This is a genomic window from Microbispora sp. H11081 (genome assembly GCF_012999535.1).
Classification (GTDB): Bacteria; Actinomycetota; Actinomycetes; order Streptosporangiales; family Streptosporangiaceae; genus Microbispora.
This window is the reverse complement of record NZ_JABBWV010000001.1, coordinates 1,025,454-1,045,456: the sequence shown is the minus strand read 5'-3', so window position 1 is coordinate 1,045,456 and position 20,003 is coordinate 1,025,454. Positions and strand designations below refer to the sequence as shown.

General features: G+C 71.9%; 16 protein-coding genes. 7 read left to right on the top strand and 9 right to left on the bottom strand.

Annotated features, from left to right (window positions below):
• Window positions 1-15: 15 nt before the first annotated feature.
• Window positions 16-1,665 carry an ABC transporter substrate-binding protein gene (locus HHX31_RS04570; protein ID WP_169945236.1) on the bottom strand — a complete coding sequence of 550 codons (1,650 nt, stop codon included), beginning with the start codon at window positions 1,663-1,665 and terminating at the stop codon, window positions 16-18.
• 279 nt (window positions 1,666-1,944) lie between these two features.
• Between HHX31_RS04570 and HHX31_RS04565 the strand changes: the two genes are divergently transcribed.
• From HHX31_RS04565 to HHX31_RS04555, 3 genes are all read left to right on the top strand, one after another.
• Entirely contained in the window at window positions 1,945-4,089 is a 2,145-nt protein-coding gene (locus tag HHX31_RS04565; protein ID WP_169945234.1) for an amidase family protein, read from the top strand.
• Between the two features lie 29 nt (window positions 4,090-4,118).
• Window positions 4,119-5,174 (top strand): zinc-binding dehydrogenase, encoded by a 1,056-nt coding sequence (locus HHX31_RS04560; protein ID WP_211589193.1) that lies wholly within the window; start codon window positions 4,119-4,121, stop codon window positions 5,172-5,174.
• 309 nt (window positions 5,175-5,483) lie between these two features.
• A complete protein-coding gene (locus HHX31_RS04555; RefSeq protein ID WP_169945233.1) occupies window positions 5,484-6,242 on the top strand; it encodes an AfsR/SARP family transcriptional regulator in 759 nt (252 codons plus the stop codon).
• A gap of 76 nt (window positions 6,243-6,318) precedes the next feature.
• Here the strand turns inward: HHX31_RS04555 and HHX31_RS04550 are convergent, their stop codons facing one another.
• Window positions 6,319-7,749 carry an MFS transporter gene (locus tag HHX31_RS04550; RefSeq protein ID WP_169945231.1) on the bottom strand — a complete coding sequence of 477 codons (1,431 nt, stop codon included), beginning with the start codon at window positions 7,747-7,749 and terminating at the stop codon, window positions 6,319-6,321.
• A gap of 142 nt (window positions 7,750-7,891) precedes the next feature.
• Here HHX31_RS04550 and HHX31_RS04545 point away from each other — a divergent pair, with 142 nt between their 5' ends.
• The 4 genes from HHX31_RS04545 (at window position 7,892) to HHX31_RS04530 (ending at window position 13,125) form a co-directional block, all read left to right on the top strand.
• On the top strand, window positions 7,892-8,476 hold the full coding sequence (locus tag HHX31_RS04545) for a TetR/AcrR family transcriptional regulator (RefSeq protein ID WP_193207338.1): 585 nt from the start codon (window positions 7,892-7,894) through the stop codon (window positions 8,474-8,476).
• A 233-nt stretch (window positions 8,477-8,709) separates the two neighbouring features.
• Window positions 8,710-11,508 (top strand): LuxR C-terminal-related transcriptional regulator, encoded by a 2,799-nt coding sequence (locus tag HHX31_RS35520; RefSeq protein WP_169945229.1) that lies wholly within the window; start codon window positions 8,710-8,712, stop codon window positions 11,506-11,508.
• Between the two features lie 60 nt (window positions 11,509-11,568).
• Entirely contained in the window at window positions 11,569-12,114 is a 546-nt protein-coding gene (locus HHX31_RS04535; RefSeq protein WP_169945227.1) for an allene oxide cyclase barrel-like domain-containing protein, read from the top strand.
• A 12-nt stretch (window positions 12,115-12,126) separates the two neighbouring features.
• Complete coding sequence (locus tag HHX31_RS04530) at window positions 12,127-13,125, top strand: aldo/keto reductase (RefSeq protein WP_169945226.1); 999 nt, start codon at window positions 12,127-12,129, stop codon at window positions 13,123-13,125.
• An 87-nt stretch (window positions 13,126-13,212) separates the two neighbouring features.
• On the opposite strand, the gene HHX31_RS04525 is transcribed toward HHX31_RS04530, so the two are convergent.
• From HHX31_RS04525 to HHX31_RS04495, 7 genes are all read right to left on the bottom strand, one after another.
• On the bottom strand, window positions 13,213-13,470 hold the full coding sequence (locus tag HHX31_RS04525) for a ferredoxin (protein WP_169945224.1): 258 nt from the start codon (window positions 13,468-13,470) through the stop codon (window positions 13,213-13,215).
• 28 nt (window positions 13,471-13,498) lie between these two features.
• On the bottom strand, window positions 13,499-14,737 hold the full coding sequence (locus tag HHX31_RS04520; protein ID WP_311931472.1) for a cytochrome P450: 1,239 nt from the start codon (window positions 14,735-14,737) through the stop codon (window positions 13,499-13,501).
• 62 nt (window positions 14,738-14,799) lie between these two features.
• Complete coding sequence (locus HHX31_RS34105) at window positions 14,800-15,909, bottom strand: acyltransferase (RefSeq protein ID WP_249345374.1); 1,110 nt, start codon at window positions 15,907-15,909, stop codon at window positions 14,800-14,802.
• Window positions 15,910-16,019: 110 nt separating this feature from the next.
• Window positions 16,020-16,235: a ferredoxin gene (locus HHX31_RS04510; protein ID WP_311931468.1), complete on the bottom strand. Its 216-nt coding sequence runs from the start codon at window positions 16,233-16,235 to the stop codon at window positions 16,020-16,022.
• A complete protein-coding gene (locus HHX31_RS04505) occupies window positions 16,232-17,419 on the bottom strand; it encodes a cytochrome P450 (protein ID WP_169945220.1) in 1,188 nt (395 codons plus the stop codon). The genes HHX31_RS04510 and HHX31_RS04505 overlap by 4 nt, the downstream gene beginning before the upstream one ends.
• A 119-nt stretch (window positions 17,420-17,538) precedes the next feature.
• Complete coding sequence (locus HHX31_RS04500) at window positions 17,539-19,206, bottom strand: ABC transporter ATP-binding protein (RefSeq protein ID WP_311931465.1); 1,668 nt, start codon at window positions 19,204-19,206, stop codon at window positions 17,539-17,541.
• A complete protein-coding gene (locus HHX31_RS04495) occupies window positions 19,203-20,003 on the bottom strand; it encodes an ABC transporter permease (protein WP_169945218.1) in 801 nt (266 codons plus the stop codon). The genes HHX31_RS04500 and HHX31_RS04495 overlap by 4 nt, the downstream gene beginning before the upstream one ends.

The following is a 20,003-nucleotide window of genomic DNA, read 5'->3' as shown; positions in this document are numbered from 1 at the left end:
CCGCATCGGCCCTGCTCAGAGCGAGACGTCTTCCATGTGGTAGGACCCGGTCGGCAGGACCTTGAAGCCCTTCACGGTGCTCGCCGTCGCGTACGGGAAGGGCGTGTAGAACAGGAACGCGAGGAACGCGGACTCGGCGGCCTTGGCCTGGATCTCGCTGTACAGGGCCTGGCGCTTGGTCTTGTCGAACTCCTTCTGCGCCTGGTGGACCAGATCGATGATCGACGGGTCGTCGAAGCCGGTGTCGAAGGAGTGCCCGCCGGAAGTGGGATCGAGCGCGAACTGCGCCAGCTCGTCGGGGTCGGCCAGGTCCATCGTCCAGTACGAGTGCGCGATCTCGTAGTCCAGCTTGCCGGTCATGTCGTGCTGCGCGCTCGGGTCCACGTTCTGGATGTTCAGCGTGATGCCGAGCTCCTTCAGCGACGCCTGCAGGACCTGCGCGATCGCCGCGTCCACCGCGTCGCCCGACATGGCGAGCCACGTGGTGGTGAAGCCGTTCGGCACGCTCGACTGCCGCAGCTCCTCCCGGGCCTTGTTCATGTCGTACTGGATGCCGGGGCAGTTCTTGTCGTAGAACGGCGTGGACGGCATCAGGAACGAGTTCGCCGGGGTGCCGTTGCCGAACAGGATGGTCTTGACCAGCGCCTCCCGGTCGATGGCATAGGAGATGGCGCGGCGCACGTGCACGTCGTCGTACGGCTTCTTGTGCTGGTTCATCATGATGTAGTCCGTCCTGGTGGACGGGAACAGGTCGACCTTCACGTTCGGCGTGTTCTTGAGCTGCGCCAGGCTGGAGAACGGCGGGCTCTCGTTGATGTGCGCCTGCCCGCCCTGCAACTGGATCGCGCGGGCGTTGCTGTCCGCGACCACCTTCCAGGTGACCGAGTCCAGGTACGGCTTGCCCGACTGCCAGTACGACGGGTTCTTCTTCAGCGTGAGGGCGCTGCCCTTCTGCCAGGTGCCCCACACGAACGGGCCGGTCCCGATCGGGGCGGCGTAGAACTCGTCCTTGGTCTTGCCCGCGTAGTCCTTGGGGATGATCCCGTTGTTCGGGCAGCTCAGGTCGGCCAGCAACGGCGCCCACGGATACTTGGTGGTCACGACGACGGTGTAGTCGTCCGGCGTGGTCACCTCCTTGATGGCGGAGTTGATGAACTCCCAGCCGCCCTTGGTCTTGCTCGACTCGTCGATGGAGAACTTCACGTCGGCCGAGGTCATCGGCTGGCCGTTGTGGAACTTCACGCCCTTCCTGAGCTTCAGCGTGCACGACTGGTTGTCGGGCGACATCTCGTAGCTCTCCGCGAGCCAGGGCCTCACCCCCAAGCCGTCCTCCGTCATGGCCACCAGCGGCTCGTAGATCTGCGCGTAGGTCCAGATCGAGGCGTTGCTGAACACCATCGTCTTGTCCATGTTCACCGCGTCGTGGTCACGGACGAGGACCAGATCTCCCCCCTTCTTGGCGGCGCCGGACGACGCGCCGGACGAGGTGCCGGTGGAGGTGTCGGATGACGATCCGCAGGCTGCCAGCAGCGGCGCGGACGCGAACGCCCCGATGCCGAGCGCGCCGAGTTGGAGCATCCGGCGCCGGCTGATGTCGGGGACCCTGAGGCCGGCGGAGACCTGTGAGGCCGATGGGGTCGATGCGTCAGTGCTGTGGTCAGACATGCCTATCCTTCACGAGATTTCGCGGTGGTGCGCAGGGGTCTCTATGGACGAAAAAGGGGCCTCGGCAACGGCCTCCAGGGGTCCGACGGAGGATCAGACCGGCCCGCAACGAAGTATTGGAGCATCACGACGTTTCGTAAAGGTTACGCGTCGATCAGCTGTCATACGTAAGGTCGCCGTCCCGACTTCACCAGCAGATGCAGACTAGAGCATTCATATCGGTTCAGGTAGTGTCCAACGGCAAAGCCCCCCAATCACTCCCAAACCAGGCGGCTTCTCATGCAACTGACGATCATCGGCGCGGGCGCGATCGGCGGCACGATCGGTGCGCACATGATCCGCGCGGGCCACGACGTGCTCCTGTGCGACGCCGACCCCGCGCACGTCGAGGCCATCAATCGCGACGGCCTGTCCATCGAGGGGCCGGTCGAGAACTTCACGGTGAGGGCGCGGGCGGTCACCCCCGACGGCCTGCCGGAGCGCCTGAGCCGTGTCGCGATCGCGGTCAAAAGCCATCACACCGACCAGGCCGCGGAACTCGTGCGCGACAGGCTCGCTCCCGACGGATACCTGGTCAGCTTCCAGAACGGCCTGACCGCCGACCGGCTCTCCGCCGTCGTCGGCGCCCACCGGCTCCTCGTGAGCTTCGTGAACTTCGGGGCGGACGTACTGGGCCCTGGCCGGATCATGCAGGGCAACATCGGCACCTTCCGGGTCGGCGAGCCGGCCGGCGGCGAGATCACACCGCGGGTCCGCGAGCTCGTCGAGGCCCTGCCCTACGCCGAGGCCACCGGCAACATCATGGGCTTCCTCTGGGGCAAGGAGGCCTACGGTGCGATGCTCTACGCGGGCGCGGTCTCCGACCTGTCCATCGCCGACTCCCTGGAGGCGCCCGAGTGGCGGCCGCTCATGCTCGGCATCGCCAGGGAGGTGCTCGCGCAGGCGCCGGTGAAGCCCGAGGGGTTCGACGGCTTCGACCCCGGCGACCTCGAAGGCTCGCTCGACCGGCTCGTCACGTTCAACCGCAACAGCGCCAAGTCCCACAGCGGCATCTACCGCGACCTGATGGTCCGCAGGCGCAAGACCGAGGTCGACGACCTGCTGCACGACCTCTCAGGGCCGCTGACCACCCACACCGGCCAGCTGATCAAGGCGATCGAGCGGGGCGAGCGCACCTGCGAGGTCGCGAACCTGCGGCTGCTCGCGGCGTACGAACGAGCAGAACGGCTCGGCCGGCCGCTCGACGCCGTGGTCACGCTGTTCCCCGCGCCGCTGCGCGCCCCGGAGGGACCCCTGCACGGCGTTCCCGTCGCCGTCAAGGACATGATCGACATCGCCGGACACCCGCGTGGCAACGGCAATCCCTCCTCGATGCGCGCCGAGCCTGCCGCCGCCGACGCCCCGGTCGTCCAGGCGCTGCGCGCGGCCGGCGCGGACGTCTTCGCGGCGGCCTCGCTGCTGGAGTACGCGGCCGGCGCGGTCCACCCCGAGGTGCGGGAGGCGATGAACCCCTACAACCCCGCGCGAACGGCCGGCGGCTCCAGCGGCGGATCGGCCGCCCTGGTCGGCGCCGGGGTATGCCCGGCGGCGCTGGGCACCGACACGGGCGGCTCCATCAGGATCCCGGCCCACTACTGCGCAACGGTCGGGTTCAAGCCCAGCTACGGCGCGCTGCCGGTCGACGGCGTCGAGGCGCTCGCCCCCACACTCGACCACGTGGGGCTGCTCGCCCGCGACGTCGCGACCACGACCACGGTCTTCTCGGCTCTCACCGGCGGCCGTCCCGTGACGCGAGCCCGTGCCGGCATCCGGGTGGGAGTGCTCCCCGGCCTGCTTGAGCGCGCCGAGGTCCAGCCGGACGTGGCCGCCGCGGTCAGGGCGGCGCTGGACATCCTCCGCGACGCCGGCGACTCCGTCGTCGAGGTGGACGGCTCCGTCTTCGACGAACTCGACGCGGCCTTCCCCCACATCCTGCTGTACGAGGCGTGGCAGGTGCACGGGGAGCGGGTGAGCGCGGATCCCGGCCACTACGGCCCGGAGACCCTGCGGCTGCTGAGCTCCGGCTCCGGCGTGAGCGAGGCCGACTACCGGAAGGCCCTCGCCGTACGGGAGCGGCTGCTGCCCGCCGCGACCGAGGTCTACGCGGGGATCGACGTCCTGCTGACCCCCGCCGCGCCCTTCGTCGCGCCCGTCACGACGCCTCCCGTGGACACGCCGGAGGGGGCCGCGGAGGGTCTGTTCACCGGCATCCACAACCTCACCGGAGCCCCGGCGCTGGTGCTGCCCTGCGGCTGGAGCTCCGACGGCCTCCCGATCGGACTCCAACTGTCGTCCCCGCTTGGCACCGACATGGAACTGCTGGCCGTGGCCGCCCACGTCGAGTCGACGCTCGCCGTGGACCTCCGCAGGCCCGCCTTCAACTGATCGAACCGACCCCCACGAAGGGAATCCCCTTGCGCGCCGCCCTGTACATGTCCGCCGGCCACGTCGTCGTCGAGGACGTGCCCGACCCCGCGTTGTCCGAGCCGACCGATGCCGTCGTGCGTGTTCTGCGCGCCGCCGTCTGCGGCTCGGACCTGTGGTCCTACCGGGGCGTCATCACCCGTGCGGAGCGGTCCCGGCTGGGCCACGAGTTCATCGGCATCGTGGAGGAGGTCGGCGGCGAGGTCGGCTCCGTCCGCCCCGGCGACCTGGTCGTCGCGCCCTTCACGTGGTCCGACAACACCTGCCCCGCCTGCCTGGACGGAATCCAGTCCTCGTGCGAGAGGGGCGGCACCTTCGGCGCGCCGGGCGCCGAAGGCGGACAGGGCCAGGCGGTGCGGGTGCCATGGGCCGACGGAACGCTGGTGAAGGTGCCCGGCGGTCCGGCCGGTGTCGACGAGGCCGTGTACCCCGCGCTGCTGTCCGCCTCGGACGTGATGGGCACCGGCCTGCACGGAGCCGTCATGGCGGGTGTCAGCGAGGGGTCCACGGTGGCCGTCATCGGCGACGGAGCCGTCGGGCTGTGCGCGGTGCTGGGGGCGAGGGCCGTCCTCGGAGCCGAGCGGATCTTCCTCATGAGCCGCCACGCGGACCGCGCCGCTGTCGGCAAGTCCTTCGGAGCGACCGACGTCATCGCCGAGCGGGGCGAGGAAGGCATCGCGGCGGTACGCGAGCGGACCGGCGGCCTCGGGGTGCGGCACGTGATCGAGGCGGTCGGCACGCCGGAGTCCTGGGCCATGGCGGTCGGCATGGCCCGGGACGGCGGTGCCATCGGCGCGGTGGGCGTGCCGCACACGGCGCCGACGCTGCCGCTGTTCCAGCCGCTCGTCCACAATCTGAGCCTGAACCTCGGGATCGCCCCCGTACGCCGATATCTCCCCGACCTGATCTCGCGCATCACTGCTGGGACGCTGGATCCCGGCCCGGTGTTCGACACCGTCCTCCCGCTGGAGAACGTGGCGCAGGGCTATGCCGCGATGGCCTCCCGGGAGTCGATCAAGATCATGCTCACCACGGGCGACCTCTAACCGACGCTCCTCACGGCCAGAGGCGGAGGTGATCCACCAGCGGCGTCCCTCCCCGAGCAGGGAGTCCCACAGGCCGCCGAGGCGGGCGGTCATCTGGTCGAATCCACCCATCGTCGGGGGTGGTGGGCGAGCGGCAGCGGCTTGCGGAGCCGTCTCATGACGCGCAGCGCCTTGAGCGTACGCATACCGATATGCCTGCCGTACGCACTTCCGCTGATGCCAGGGACGCGAGCGCTCGCAAGAATCGTCGTGATCGCGGTGATATGCGCCGATTCAGGAGCACTCAGGCAGCCCTGCGCGGGGAGACGAATGAGATACGAATTGCTCGGGCCACTACGCCTGGTGAACGAGGAGACACACACGATCAGCGCGCCCAAGGTCGAGACGCTGCTGGCCGCGCTGCTGATCCGGGCGAACCAGCCGGTGTCGACCGACGAGTTGCTCGGCGAGCTGTGGGGGAACGAGCCCCCGAAGCGCGCTCGCGCCGCCCTGCACGTCTACATCTCGCATCTGCGCAAGAACCACGTACAGCCCGCGGTGGACGGGGCGGCCATCCGGACGCATGCCCAGGGCTACCTGCTGGAGACGGACCGCGAGTCGGTGGACGTGTTCCGCCTGCAGAGGCTGCACGCCGCGGGCCGTGACGAGGCGGACCGCGACCCGGAGCGGGCGCTGGATTCGTTCGCCGCCGCCGCGGCCCTGTTCCGCGGGCCGGTGCTCGCCGGGATCGACAACGGGCTCATCGTCGGCACGTTCGCCCGCTGGGCCGAGGAGGTCCGGCTGGAGTGCCTGGAGGCGATCGCGATGTGCTCGCTGCGGCTCGGGCGGCACCGCGAGGTGATCGGCGACCTGTCGCGGTGGGTCGAGCAGTACCCGCTGAACGAGAACCTGCGCGAGCAGCTCATGCTGGCGCTCTACCGCTCCGGGCGGCGGGCCGAGGCGCTGGAGGTCTTCCAGTCGGCCCGGCAGGTGCTGCGGGAGGAACTCGGGCTCGACCCCCGCCTGACCATGCGCCGGCTTCAGTTCGCGATCCTCTCCGCCGACGCCGACCTCGCCATCGCGGGATGAGCCCGGAAGAGACACGAGGGGCGAGCCGGCTGCGGACGGCTCGCCCCTCGCTAAGGGGCGCGGGGGGTCGGCCCCCTCAGCCCCCGGCGGCGGGTGTGGCCCCCCGCGCGCCGGGGCGGTACCAGAAGACCAGCGCGACGAGCAGGGCGATCACCAGGGCGCCGCAGGCCCAGACGAACACCGACGAGATGGTCTCGGCGAGACCACCCGCGCCCCGCGTGAGCGGGATCAGCATCGCGGCCAGGCCGAGCGAGCCGCCGATCGTGAGCGCCGTCTGCAGCACGCCCGCGGTGACCCCGGCGTACTCCTGCGGCGCGGTGGTCAGGACGATCATGTTGAACGGGATGATCGCCACGCCGACGCCGAGCCCCATGACGATGAGGGCCGGGAGCACGCCGCCGGCGTAGGTGCTGCCGCCGTCGAGGCGGGTCAGCCAGGCCACCCCGGCCAGCACCACGAGCAGGCCGGCCACGGCACGTGTCTTCAGGCCGATCGTGGCGATGTACTTGGTGATGATCTGGGTGCTGACGAGCAGCGCCAGGCCGAAGGGCAGGATGGCCAGGCCGCTCTGCAGCGCGTTGAGGCCCAGCACGCCCTGGAGATACTGGACCAGGTAGATCAGGAAACTCGTGAGCACGGCCGCGAGCAGCAGCAGGGCGAGGAAGGCGCCGGCCCGCTCACGGCCTGCGAAGACGGCCAGGGGCAGCAGCGGCTCGGCGGCCCGCCTGTCCACCAGCAGAAGTACCGCGCCCAGCACGACCGCGGCGCCGAGGGCGGTCAGCGTCCAGCGGTCGCCCCAGCTCTTCTCCGCGGCATGGACGAGGCCGTACACGGCGGCGGCGAGGGTGGCGGTGCTGAGCAGCGCGCTCGGCAGGCCGAGCGGGCGGGACCGGGTCGCCTCGTCCCGCAGGCCGAGGGCGCGGGCGGCGATCGCGATGATGACCAGCCCGACGGGCACGTTCACCAGCAGGCTCCAGCGCCAGTCCCCCGCCCACGTGAGCAGGCCGCCGAGCACCATGCCGGCTGAGGCGCCGAGACCGGTCACCGTGGAGTAGAGGCCGAAGGCCCGCTGCTGCCGCTCCCCCTCGAAGACGATCGCCAGCAGCGCCAGCCCGGTCGGACCGGCGATCGCCGCGCCGACACCCTGCAGGACGCGGCCGGCGAGCAGCACCTCCAGGTTCGGCGCGAGCCCGGCGATCAGAGAGGCCGCCACGACCAGTCCTATCCCCGAGAGGAAGACCCTGCGGTGCCCGAGCACGTCGCCGAGGCGGCCCGCGAACAGCAGGAGGCCGCCGAAGGCGAGGAAGAAGCCGTTCGGCACCCACGATCCTCCCGCCACCGACAGATGGAGGTCGGACTGGAGGGTCGGGAGCGCGACGTTCACGATCGTGCCGTCGAACTGGAGCATGAACTCCGCACCGACGATCGCCGCGAGCACGAGGGCCCAGGCGCGGTCGGCCCGGGGCGCGTCGGACGAGACGTCGCCTGGGACGCTTTCGGTGGTCATGGAACCTCCACGGGTCCGCTGACAGGGGGCAACAGCATGAGGATGCCTCAGGTTATCGGGCGCATTTATACTGAGGTCGTCTCAGGTTAAGTGGGAGAATTCAACCTGAGGCAACCTCAGGATGTCAAGCGGGAGGTACCTGGTGGACGGCAAGCCCTACATCGCCCAGCGCCCCAAGCGGGCCGACGGCAGGCGCAACTACGACGCGATCCTGGCCGCGGCCCGTAAGGCGTTCGAGAGCGCCGGGGCCGACGCCTCCCTGGAGGACATCGCGAGCCAGGCCGGCGTGGCGATCGGCACGCTGTACCGGCACTTCCCCACCCGGGCCTCGCTCGTCGAGGCCGCGACCCGGGACGGCCTGGAGAACCTCGTCGCCCACGCGGAGCGGCTGACCGCCGGGCCCGACCCGCTCGACGCGCTGATCGCCTGGATGCGCGAGGCGGTGGTCCACTTCAGCACCTTCCGCGGCCTGGTCGGCATCCTCGCGCAGAGTATGTACGACGAGGGCACGCCCTCCCACACCATGTGCAGCGCGATGCACCGCAGCGGCGCGGACCTGCTGCGCGCCGCCCAGGCCGCCGGCAGGGTGCGGCCCGACCTGACCCCCGACGAGCTGTTCGACCTCCTCAGCGGCGCCGCCTGGGTGCGCGAACAGGCCACCCCAGACCGTGACGGCAGCGCCCGCTTCCTGGAACTGGCCCTGGAGGGCATCACCACGCGGGACTGACTTTTCACAAAATCGACCCCAGCCCTTCGTGCCACAGCGAAAAAACCAACAAAGCAGCTAGGTAATGTAGAGTAAGAAGCATCCCCTTCCGCACAGCCGGATCGATGGAGACCGGCGCCCGAACCTCCGCCCTCCCACTGGAAGTTTCGGCCCAGATGCGAGTAAGGAGCGCGATTCGGGCCGGAAAGCTCTTTTCGGTCACCAAATGCCTGGGGTCGTCACAGACAATGAGCGTGTACGAAGACAGACTGACCGACGCCGCATCGACCAGGGTTGTGCGCACGGCCGAGTTCGACCTGCTCCGGTCCCTGACCCAGGAGCCCGGCTCCGAGGGGCGTCTCATCGCCGTCCTCGGCGAGCCGGGGTCCGGGAAGACGCACCTGTTGTCGGCGCTCGTCCGGGAGCGTCAGTGGACCGCCCTGCCCGCCACCGTCTACCGATGTTCCTCGGGCGACCGGGAGCGGGCGATGAACGCCGTCAGGAAGCTGCTGTGGCGGGCGCGCCGGGCCGGCGACCACGAGGCGGGCGACCGCCCCGTGGTCGGCCTCGGCCGCCGGCGCCACCGGCCCGACCGCGAGCTCGTGGTCATCGAGGACGCCCACCTCGCCGACGACCAGACGATCGGCGAACTGGTGGGCATCGCCGGGGGCGACCCCGTGCCCCTGGTCGACGTGGTCGTCTCGCTGCGCCCGCGCCAGACCCCCGGCCGGCTGGCCGAGGCGGTGTCCGTGACCGCGGCCTTCGGACGCACGGTGCGAATCGAACTGGGACCACTCGACGACGAGCAGATGCTCGCCATGTCGCCCGTCCCCGCGCCGTACGAGCTCCGCCACCGCAGCGGCGGGAACCCCTTCAACCTCCGGGCGCTGCAGGCCCTGGAACACAGCGCCCGCTCGGGCGGCGACGGCGCGCCGGCGCCGTACGAGTTCGCCGTCATGAGCGAGGTGCGCGACCTGGCGCTCACCGAGCGGTACGCGCTGAACGCGGCGGCGATCCTGCGCTCGCGGTTCGACGCGGACCTGCTCGCCGAGGTCGCCGAACTCGACCCGCTCGTGGCGTCCGCCGCGCTGCGCCGCCTCGTCCGCCGGGACCTGGTGCGGGTGGAGCCCATCGGGACGCTCTTCTCGATCAGGGACGAGGTCTTCGGCACGCTGCTGCGCCAGATGATCGACCCCTGCTGGGCCGCGCTGGCCCACCAGCGGGCGCTGCACCGGCTGTCGGCCCGCGGGCAGGCCGGCACCCAGATCGGCTTCCACCTGGTCAGCTCACTGTCGAGGGCCCGGGCGAGCGAACTGGCGCAGATCGTGGACGCGTCCCAGGAGATCATGGAGACCGACGTCAGCGAGTGCGTCTCCTGGCTCACGCCGGTGCTCGGCGAGGCGCCTCCCTCGACCGAGATCGGAGTGCGCGCCCGGCTGGCGCTCAGCACGGCATTCGGCCGCCTGGGACGGCTGGCCGAGAGCCGCGACCTGCTGTTCGTGGTGCACGAGTCGGGCGGGGCCATGGACCCGGCGGCGCTGGCGGAGCGGGTCGCGTTCGTCTCGGTGGTCGAGGGCGTGCTCAGCCAGGACGTGCAGACGCTCGACCTGCTCGGCGACCTCATCAGGCGGCCCGACCTGCGCGACTCCCCTGTCTGGCCGCGCCTGGTCCTCGCGCGCGGCTTCCGCGTGTCGATGCAGGGCCGTACGGCCGGCCGGGCCGAGACGGAGCCGGCGCTGCGAGCGGCGCGGGCCGCGGGCGACGACCCGGTCGCCGCGGGGCTCCTCGGGCTCCGCGCGCTCGCGTCGGTGGCCTCCGGGGACGTGGACCGGGCCCTGGCCGAGGCCGACGCCGCCGCCGAGTCGCTGGACCGCACCCCCGAACACCTGATGGCGCGGCACGTCGAGTGCCTGCTGCTGGCCGGGCTCGCCTACATCTACCTCGGCCGGGGCGCCGACGCCCAGCGGCAGGTCCGGCGCGGCGTGGAGATCGCCCGGCGGCGTCAGCGGCCGTTCCTGCTGCCGACGCTCCTGGTTCTGCTCAGCGAGGCCGAGCGCCATCTCGGCCGGCTCAGGCAGGCCAGGGACGCGGCCGACGAGGCCATCGTCGAGTCGGATGCGGGCAACCCGCTGCGCCACGCTCAGGCGGTGGCGCTGAAATCCGCCGCCGAGGTGTGGATGCAGCCCCCGGGCAGCGGGCGGGCCAAGTCGCTCGCCCAGCAGGCGCTGGCGCAGCAGGCGCTGACCGGCGCACACGTCAACGGCAGCGCGTCGATCGCCGCGCTGACGCTCGCCAAGTGCGCCTGGCTGGACGGCGACCCGACCCACTGCGTCACGCTCCTGCTCAACGAGGGCCGGGGCGCCGACATGCGGGTGATCCCTTCGGGCAGCCGCCTGACGATCTGGGAGACGCTCTGCGCCGCCGGGATGGACGCCGGCATGCCCCTGGACGACTGGGCGCGCCGGGCCCAGGAGCACGCCCGGGCGGTGCCCGTGCCGCCCAACCTGGCGTACGCCGCCATGACCCGCGGCCATCTGCTGCGCGTGCAGGGATCTCCGGGCGAGGCGGAGCGGTGTTACCGCGAGGCGGCCGACCTGTTCGCCTCGGTCGGCATGCCGGTGGAGCAGAGCTACGCCCTCGGGCAGGCGGCGCGGGCGCTCGGCGAGCAGGGCCGCGCCGAGCAGGCGGCCCACACGATCCGGCTCGCCGCCGAGATCGCGCGGCGGTCGGAGGCGGTGACCCTGCTCGACTGGCTGGGCCGGCGGACCGGCGGGCCACCCGCGGCCCCCACGCCGCCTCCCGGGGCGCGGCAGGAGATGTTCGGCCGGCTGGAGGTGTTCGGCCGGCTGACCCATCGGGAACGCGAGATCGCGTTGCTCATCTGCTCGGGGATGAAACGGCGGGACATCGCCGACCGCCTCACGATAAGCATGCGGACGGTCGACGTCCATCTGACTCGCATCTACCGCAAGACCGGGGTCAGCTCGCGCATGGAACTCGCGCTGGCGATTCAGCGGAAGACGGCAGGACAGGAATACGCGACGCGCTTTTAGGGCCGCTTGAGCGCCTCCTTTTAGTGTCGGAACACGTTGTTTCCGCCCCGGGAGGCGAATATGGATCTGCGCGCGCTGTCCGACCGGATCGCGCCGGTGCACGAAGCGGTGACCTCCTTCCTGGTGCCGTTCCTGGCCGCGCCGCCGGAGACCACCTCGGACCGGGTGGGGGCCCTCGCCCGGCCCGGCCGGTCGCTCATCCTGCGCGACCTCACCGAGAAGGTCGTGGAGTACCGCTCCAACAACGCCGACCCCACCGGCACGACCCCGACCGAGAACGACTTCGCCACCGTCAGGCTGGAGATCTTCGGCCCCGGCGGAGAGCCGCTAGGCGAGACGACCGGCGCCGGCCGCATGCTCTACAAGCAGGAGCACGACGGCCACTTCATCGCGTACTTCGGCGAGGAGATCCGGCTGCGGGACGGCAACGTCATCCGCTCCGGCGGCCTGGTGGACGACGCGCGGCTCACCGCAGGCGAGGCCGCGTACTTCCCGGCCGTCGTCGTCGCCGGGCCGCTGCGCGGGGCGGTGGGCGCCCGCTGGTTCCGCCCGCTGGTCAAGGAGGCCCACGACGCGTACGAGTCCGCGATCGTGGTCTACCGGTAGCGGAGGGACGCCATGACTCTCACCCGGCTGCCCGCCCGCAGGATCGGCTCCCTGACGGTCGGGGCGCAGGGACTCGGCTGTCTCGGCATGTCCGAGTTCTACGGTCCCGTCTCGGAGGCCGAGGCGGTCGCGACCATCCGGCGCGCTCTCGACCTCGGCGCGACCCTGCTCGACACCGCCGACGTGTACGGCCACGGCGCCAACGAGGAACTGGTCGGCCGCGCCGTGGCCGGGCGCCGCGAGTCGGCGGTGGTGGCGACCAAGTTCGGCGTCGTGCGCCCCGGCCCCGGCGTCGGCTCCGGGGTTCGGGGAGACGCGCCGTACGTGCGGCGGGCGTGCGACGACTCCCTGCGGCGGCTCGGTCTCGACCACGTCGACCTGCTCTACCTGACCCGGGTCGACACCGAGGTCGGCGTCGAGGAGACGGTCGGCGCGATGGCGGAGCTCGTGGCCGCCGGGAAGGTGCGCGAGATCGGGCTGTGCGAGGCGGCGCCGGAGACCATCAGGCGCGCCCACGCCGTGGCCCCGATCGCCGCCTTGCAGACGGAGTGGTCGCTGTGGTCGAGGGACATCGAGCGGCGCGTCCTCCCCGTGTGCCGGGAACTGGGGATCGCAGTGGTGCCGTACGCGCCGCTCGGCCGGGGCTTCCTCGCCGGCGCGGTCCGCTCCCGCGCGCAGTTGGACGACGGCGACTTCCGGAGCTTCGGCCTGCCCCGCTTCTCGGCGGAGAACCTCGCCCGCAACCTGCCCCTCGCCGACCGCCTGGGCGAGCTCGCCGAGGAGTTGCGGATCACTTCGGCCCAGCTCGCGCTGGCCTGGCTGCACCACCAGGGAGCGGACGTCGTCCCGATCCCCGGCGCGAAGCGAAGGGCCCATCTGGAGGAGAACCTCGACGCGGTGTTCCTGAGCCTGACCCGGGCCGACCTGGCGGCGGCCGAGGCCGCCGTGCCGGCGGACGAGGTCCACGGAACCCGCTGGAACGAGCAGAGCATGCGTTTCGTCGACCTCTGATCCACACCGCTCCCGGCCCCGGCGACGCCGTGCCGCCGGGGCCGGGAGGCGGGATCGCTCAGCCGGGGGCGGAGGCCGCTTCGCCCGTCAGCCCGCGGACGCGGTGTCCGGGGTGTCCGGGGTGCCCGCGTCGGGCGGGCCCGCCACCGCGGCGGTGCGGAGGATGGCGATGGCACGGGACGGGCACAGGTCCTCCGCCAGCTCCACCTCCCGGCGCCGCTCCTCCCCCGGCTCCGTGTCCAGCACCACCACCAGCCCGTCCTCGCCGTGGTCGAAGACGTCCGGCGCGCTGATCGCGCAGTGCCCGGCGGCCATGCAGCGGCTCCGGTCGGCGGTCACCTTCATCGCTTCTCCTCCCTCTCCCCTGCGGGGCTCACCACTCGACCGGCAGGGTGTGGACGCCCTGCATCGTGCCGCCGCTGCGCGAGGGCAGTGCCTCCAGCGGAACGCCGAGCCGCAGGCCCGGTATCCCCTCGAACAGGACGGAGAAGGCGACCTCCAGCTCCATGCGGGCGAGGTTCTGCCCCAGGCACTGGTGGATGCCGAACCCGAACGTGAGGTGCTGGCGGCCCGACGCCGCGTTCCCGCCCCGGGTGCGGTGGACGTCGAACTCGTACGGCCGTGGGAAGACGCCGGGGTCGCGGTTGGTCATCGAGGACGAGACCAGGACGCCCTCCCCGGCCCTGATCACCTCCCCGTCGATCTCGATGTCCTCGGTCGCCACCCGGACGCCGGAGACGTCGGTGATGGAGACCAGACGCAGCAGTTCGTCGACGGCGGCGGGCAGGACGTCCGGGTCCGCGCGGAGCGCGGCGAGCTGGCCGGGATGCTCCAGCAGCGTGACGACGCCCAGCGCGATCATCTGGGAGGTCGTGTCGTGCCCGCCGATGAGCAGCGCGAGCGCGATGCGCAGCAGGTCCTCGCGGGTGAGGTCGCCGTCCTCGTCGACCTCGCCCGCGAGGCGGCTCAGCACGCCGGCGCCGCCGGGCTCGCGCTCCTTGCGAGTGATCAGCCCGTCGAGGTAGTCCCACAGCTCCCGGCCCGCCCTCTCCGCGTCCTCGGCCGACTTGGCCTGCAGCAGCCCCACCGTCTTCGCCTCGAAGAACTCGTGGTCGTCGTACGGCACGCCGAGCAGTTCGGAGATCACCATCGAGGGGATGGGCAGCGCGTACGCCTCGACGAGGTCCACCGGCGGCCCCGCCTGGAGCATGTCCGCCACCAGCCGCCGGGCGAGGTCCTCCACGCGCGGGCGCATGGCGCGCACCTGCTTGAGGCTGAAGTCCGGGGCGAGCAGCCGGCGGTGCACGTCGTGGACGGGCGGGTCGAACCCGATGATCGCGATGGGCTTGAAGATGGGCGCGTCCAGCCGGGGAAGGACGGCGGGGAAGTCGTCCCGGGACCGGTCGGCCGACATACGCGGGTCGGCGAGCAGCCGGCGGGCCTGGCTGTGGCCGGTGACCATCCAGATCCACCTGCCGTCCCAGAGCCGGACCCGGTGCAGCGGCCCCTGCCGCCCCAGGTCCTGGTAGCCCGGGGACGGCTGCCAGGGGCAGGCCCGGTCCTGCGGATAGGCGAACAGATCCTCGTTCGCGGTAGTCGTCGGAGCGTTCACGTGAGGTACCTCGGTTCCTTCCGTCTCGAAGCCGGTCTCGAAGGGGGTGAGGGTGCGTCCGGTCAGGCGGTGGGCTCGGGCGAGCGGGCCCCCGGCAGCGGCGCGGCTCCGTTCCCGGTGGCGGGCCGCACGCCGGCCCAGGCCCGCATCGCCGGCTCCTCGACGAACCGCGTCAGCCCCCAGGCCAGCAGCGTCGTCACCCCGAACAGGGCGGTGACGAGGAACAGGGCGGACGGCGCGTCCCATGTCCGGTCGGCCCCGAGTGCGACGTGGGAGTACGTCAGGACCAGGAAGTGGACGAGGTAGGAGGCGTACGAGATGCCGCCGAGCCAGACGAGGGGGCGGGAGCGGAACGGGCTGAAGCGGCCCCGGTGGTCGGCGACGGCGACCGCGGCGATCAGCAGGGCGATCGGCAGCGCGACGGGCGCGGTGAGCCCGTAGACGGTCGGCCACAGGAACATCTGCAGGCCGAAGGCGGCGGCGAGGATCGCCAGCGCCGGCGCCCAGCCCAGCCGGATCCACCGGCCGTCGACCACGATCCTGGCCATCAGGATGCCGAGGACGAAGTCCAGCGCCCTGGTCGGCGGGAACGACACGAGGAACCAGTTCTGGGTGAGCGACATCTCCTGGCCGGGCAGCTTCGGCGTCCCCGGCAGGGCGGCGAGGGCGATCGCGGGCAGCACGGCGATCACCACGACGACCGCGCAGGCCGCCGGCCACAGCCGGGCGGCCGGGATGCGCCGGACCAGCCGGTACAGGAACGGGAACGCCAGGTAGAACAGCACGTCGCAGGCGAGCGACCAGGTGACCACGTTGATCGAGAGGATGAATTCGGCCCGGGGCAGCCAGGTGTGCACGAGCAGCAGGCTCGGCAGGGCTGTGAGCAGGTCGACGGACTGGCCCGCCCAGAGGGCGAGCCCCAGGGCGGCGAGCCAGGTGACGACGTGGTTGGGGTAGACCTTGACGAGCCGCCGCCGCCACAGGCGGGTGCGCGCCTCGCCCTCCCGGACCGACCAGGTCAGCACGAACCCGCTCAGCACGAAGAAGAACTCCACGCCGAGCCAGCCGGACGTGAAGGCGTAGGTCTGGAGCGAGGCCGCGACGTCCTGGTGGAAGTACCCCAGCACGCAGGCGTGGCAGACGAACACGAGGAACGCCGCGACGAATCTCATTCCGGTCAGCGAGGGAAGAGGAGAGGCTTCCCGTGCCGTTTCTGTCATTTCCGTCCGCCTGTTCCTGTTGTGCGTGAGCCATGGCTCCGGTGTGGCCCGGCGGATGGGCATCAGCCCTGGGTGGGGCCGTCGCCGATCCTGATCGCCCGTGACGGGCAGAGGTAGGCCGCCTTCCGGACCCGGTCCTCCAGCTCCGGCGCGACCTGCGGGGTGAGGACCACGACGAGGCCTTCCTCGTCCTGGTCGAAGACCTCGGATGTGGCGGCCATGCAGCGGCCGCCGCTGATGCAGCGCTCCTGGTCGGCCGACACCCACACGGCCGTCACCACGCGACCGGGAGCCGGAGCACCCGCTGCACCGTCCCCGCGCCGAGGATGGGCAGTTCGGGGACCGGGGCGGCCAGCCGGATCCCGGGGATCCGGGTGAACAGCTCCTGGAAAGCGACCTCCAGCTCCATCCGGGCGAGGTTCTGGCCGAGGCACTGGTGGATGCCGAAGCCGAAGGTGAGGTGGTGGCTGTCCTCGCGCAGGACGTCGAGCTCGTCGGCGCGCTCATGCACGGCCGCGTCGCGGTTGGCCAGCGTCCCGGAGACGAGCACGCCCTCCCCCTCGCGGATGAGGTGGCCGGCGATCTCGATGTCGCCCTTCGCGACCCGGGTGGCGACGAGGTCGGTGGTGGCGATGTAGCGCAGGAGTTCCTCGACCGCGCCGGGGAGCCGCTCGGGGTCCTCGCGCAGCAGCGCGAGCTGCTCGGGGTGCTCCAGCAGCGTGATGACGCCCAGGGCCAGCGAGGAGGAGGTGGTCTCGTGCGCGGCGATGAGCAGCACCAGCGCGATCGACACCAGCTCGTCGTGGCCGATGTCGCCGGTGACGACGCGCTCGCGGACCAGCGTGCCGAGCAGCCCGTCGGACGGGTCCTTGATCTGCTCGGCCACCAGCCGGTCGATGTAGTCGAACAGGTCCTGCGCCGCCGTCGCCGACTCCTCCTCGGTGCCGAGCATCACCTTGCCGCTGGCGTCCTGGAAGAAGTCGTGGTCCTCGTACGGCACACCGAGGTGGCGGCAGATGACCAGGGACGGCAGCGGCACCGCGAGCAGCGGCACCAGGTCGGCCGGCGGGCCGTGCTCGACGATCCGGTCGACGAAGCCCGCGACGATCCGCTCGACCTCCGGCCGCATCCGGCGGACCGACTTGAGGCTGAAGTGGGGGTTGAGATACCGGCGGTACACGTCGTGGACGGGCGGATCCATCGCGATGAGCGCCAGCGTGCGGGCGATCTGCGAGCGGAACCGGGGCGCCACGATGGGGAACCCGGGATGGGTGCGCTGCGAGGACAGGTTCGGGTGGGTGAGGATCTCCCGGGACTCCCGGTAGCCCGTCACCATCCATGCCTCGCGACCGTCGAAGAGGGTCACCTTGAGCACCGGTCCCCGCTCCGCGATCTCGCGGTAGCCGGCGGGCGGCTCGTAGGGGCAGGTGCGCTTCTGGGGGTACGGCGGAGCTTCCGTCATTTCCCTTTTTCCTTCGGCGAGAGAGAGGCCGGACGTCGTTTCGTTCCTTAGCGACGCCGCGATGTTAAGCAGGCGGATAATTCAGGAACAAGGCGGGTTAAGCCGGGCTTCAGAATGGCTTATGCGCCGGTCACGCTCGCCCCCCTTTTCGAACCTCCGCTGGAAACTCCGCTGGAACGCCACGCGAAACGGGGAACCGCGTCGATGAGCGCTTTCGTGTACGGATGCTCGGGATGGTCGAATACCTTTTCCAATTCGCCGCTCTCCACCACCCGGCCGTCTTTCATCACCACCACCCGGTGGCTCAGCCGCCGGATGACGCCGAGGTCGTGGGAGACGAACACGTACGCGACGCCGAGCCGCTCCTGGACGTCGGTGAGCACGTCGAGCACCTGGGCCTGGATGGGCGCGTCGAGCGCGGAGACCGGCTCGTCGCAGACGATGACCTGCGGTGCGGGAGCGAGCGCGCGGGCGATGGCCAGGCGCTGCCGCTGCCCCCCGGACAGCTCCCTGGCCCGCCGGTCGAGCACGTCCGGGGCGAGGCCGACGTGCTCCAGCAGCGACGCCACCCGCCGGTCGCGCTCCTCGCGCGGCGTGCCGTCCGCCCGCAGCGGCTCCTCCAGGATCTGCCGGGCCGTGTAGCGGGGATCGAAGGACGACAGCGGATGCTGGTAGATCATCTGTACCCCGCGCCGTGCCGCGCGCCGTTCGGCGCCGCGCAGGCCGTCCCATGGCCGCCCGTCGAGCAGCACGCGCCCGGCGTCCGGTTCCAGCAGGCCCATGAGCAGCCGGCCGAGGGTGGTCTTGCCCGAGCCGGACTCGCCGACGACGCCCAGGGTCTCCCCGGCTCCGACCGTGACCGACACGTCCTCCACGGCCGTGAACTCGCCACGCCCCGGCAGGGTGTAGCGCTTGACCAGGCCCTCGGCCCGCAGCACCTCGCGGGCCGTCCCCGCGCTCCGGGGCTCGGCGGAGCCCGCCGGGCGCGCCCCGCGCCCATGCCCGGCGACCGCGCCCACGAGCGTCCTCGTGTACGGGTGCGACGGCGACTCCAGCACCGCGGCGGCCGGGCCGTCCTCCACGAACAGCCCGTCCTTCATCACGTACACGTGGTCGGCGATCTCGGCGACCACGCCGAGATCGTGGCTGATGAGAAGCACCGCGGTGCCGTCGCCGACGCGCTCGCGCAGCAGCGCGAGCACCTGACGCTGCACGGTCGCGTCCAGGGCCGTCGTCGGCTCGTCGGCGATGAGCAGGTCGGGCCGCGCGGCGAGCGCCGAGGCGATGAGCGCGCGCTGGCGCAGCCCTCCGGAGAGCTGGTGGGGGTACTGCCGCGCCCGGCTCTCGGGAGCCGGGATCCCCGCCTCGCCGAGCAGCCGCACGACCTCGGCGTCCACCTGCCGTCCCGGGACGATCCGGTGAGCCCGCAGCGGCTCGGCGACCTCCGCGCCCACGCGGCGCAGCGGGTCGAGCGAGCCGAGCGCGTCCTGCAGGACGAACCCCACCCGGCGCCCGCGCAGCGCGCGCCAGGCCCGGCCCCGCACCTCGCGGAGGTCGACTCCGTCGAACGTCAACTCGGCTGCGCCGACCCGTGCGCCGTCCCCCGCGAGGCCGGCGAGGCTGCGGGCCGTGACGCTCTTGCCCGACCCCGACTCGCCGACGATCGCGACGACCTGCCCGCGGTCGACGCGGAACGACACGCCCCGCACCGCCTCCACCATTCCGTGGCGGACGGGGAAGCGCACCGTGAGGTCCCGTACGGCGACAAGAGGGCCGGCCGGCGTCACGAGTGCCTCCCCTCGACGCGGCGGTTGAGGTGCTGCCCGACGAACGTGACGGCCAGCACCGCGACCGTGATGGCGACCCCGGGGAACACGGCGGGCCACCAGGCGAGTGCGAGAAACTCGCGGCTTTCGGAGAGCATGGCCCCCCACTCGGCCGTCGGCGGCCGCGGGCCGAGGCCCACGAAGCTCAGCGAGGAACTCGCGACGATCATCGCGCCGAGGCTCACGGTGGCGAGCGCCAGGACCGGGCCCGCCGCGTTGGGCAGCACGTGCCTGGCCACCACCTGGGCGCGCGACCAGCCGAACCCGTGGGCGGCCTCGACGTACTGGGCCGAGCGCAGGCGGATCACCTCGCCGCGCGCCACCCGGGCGAAGCCCGGCATGGAGACCACGGCGAGCCCTATCGCGGCGGTGCCGCCTCCCGGCCCGAGGACGGCCACGACGAGGAACACCAGCAGAAGACCGGGGACCGACATGACCACGTCGAGCGACCGGCTGAGCACCTGGTCGGCGACACGGCCGAGCTGGGCGGCGGCGACCCCGATCAGAACCCCCGCCGCGAGCGCCAGCAGGACCGCGCCGGTCCCGATGAGCAGGGACGGCCGGGCGCCGTACACGATCCGGGCGTACAGATCGCGGCCGTTCTGGTCGGTGCCGAGCCAGTGCTCGGCGCTCGGCGGGCGCAGCGGGGCGTCCAGGTCGGCCGCGTCCGGGTCGATCCCGGTGAACAGCGACGGCGCCGCCGCCATGACGGCCAGCACCAGCAGCACGGCCGCCCACGGCCACAGGCTCCTTGGCAT

What these genes read in the sequence shown, in the direction of transcription:
- HHX31_RS04570 (WP_169945236.1), bottom strand. Translation starts at nt 1,665, where the DNA reads ATGTCTGACCACAGCACTGACGCATCGACCCCATCGGCCTCACAGGTC.
- HHX31_RS04565 (WP_169945234.1), top strand. Translation starts at nt 1,945, where the DNA reads ATGCAACTGACGATCATCGGCGCGGGCGCGATCGGCGGCACGATCGGT.
- HHX31_RS04555 (WP_169945233.1), top strand. Translation starts at nt 5,484, where the DNA reads ATGAGATACGAATTGCTCGGGCCACTACGCCTGGTGAACGAGGAGACA.
- HHX31_RS04550 (WP_169945231.1), bottom strand. Translation starts at nt 7,749, where the DNA reads ATGACCACCGAAAGCGTCCCAGGCGACGTCTCGTCCGACGCGCCCCGG.
- HHX31_RS04535 (WP_169945227.1), top strand. Translation starts at nt 11,569, where the DNA reads ATGGATCTGCGCGCGCTGTCCGACCGGATCGCGCCGGTGCACGAAGCG.
- HHX31_RS04530 (WP_169945226.1), top strand. Translation starts at nt 12,127, where the DNA reads ATGACTCTCACCCGGCTGCCCGCCCGCAGGATCGGCTCCCTGACGGTC.
- HHX31_RS04525 (WP_169945224.1), bottom strand. Translation starts at nt 13,470, where the DNA reads ATGAAGGTGACCGCCGACCGGAGCCGCTGCATGGCCGCCGGGCACTGC.
- HHX31_RS34105 (WP_249345374.1), bottom strand. Translation starts at nt 15,909, where the DNA reads ATGAGATTCGTCGCGGCGTTCCTCGTGTTCGTCTGCCACGCCTGCGTG.
- HHX31_RS04505 (WP_169945220.1), bottom strand. Translation starts at nt 17,419, where the DNA reads ATGACGGAAGCTCCGCCGTACCCCCAGAAGCGCACCTGCCCCTACGAG.
- HHX31_RS04495 (WP_169945218.1), bottom strand. Translation starts at nt 20,003, where the DNA reads ATGCCAAGGAGCCTGTGGCCGTGGGCGGCCGTGCTGCTGGTGCTGGCC.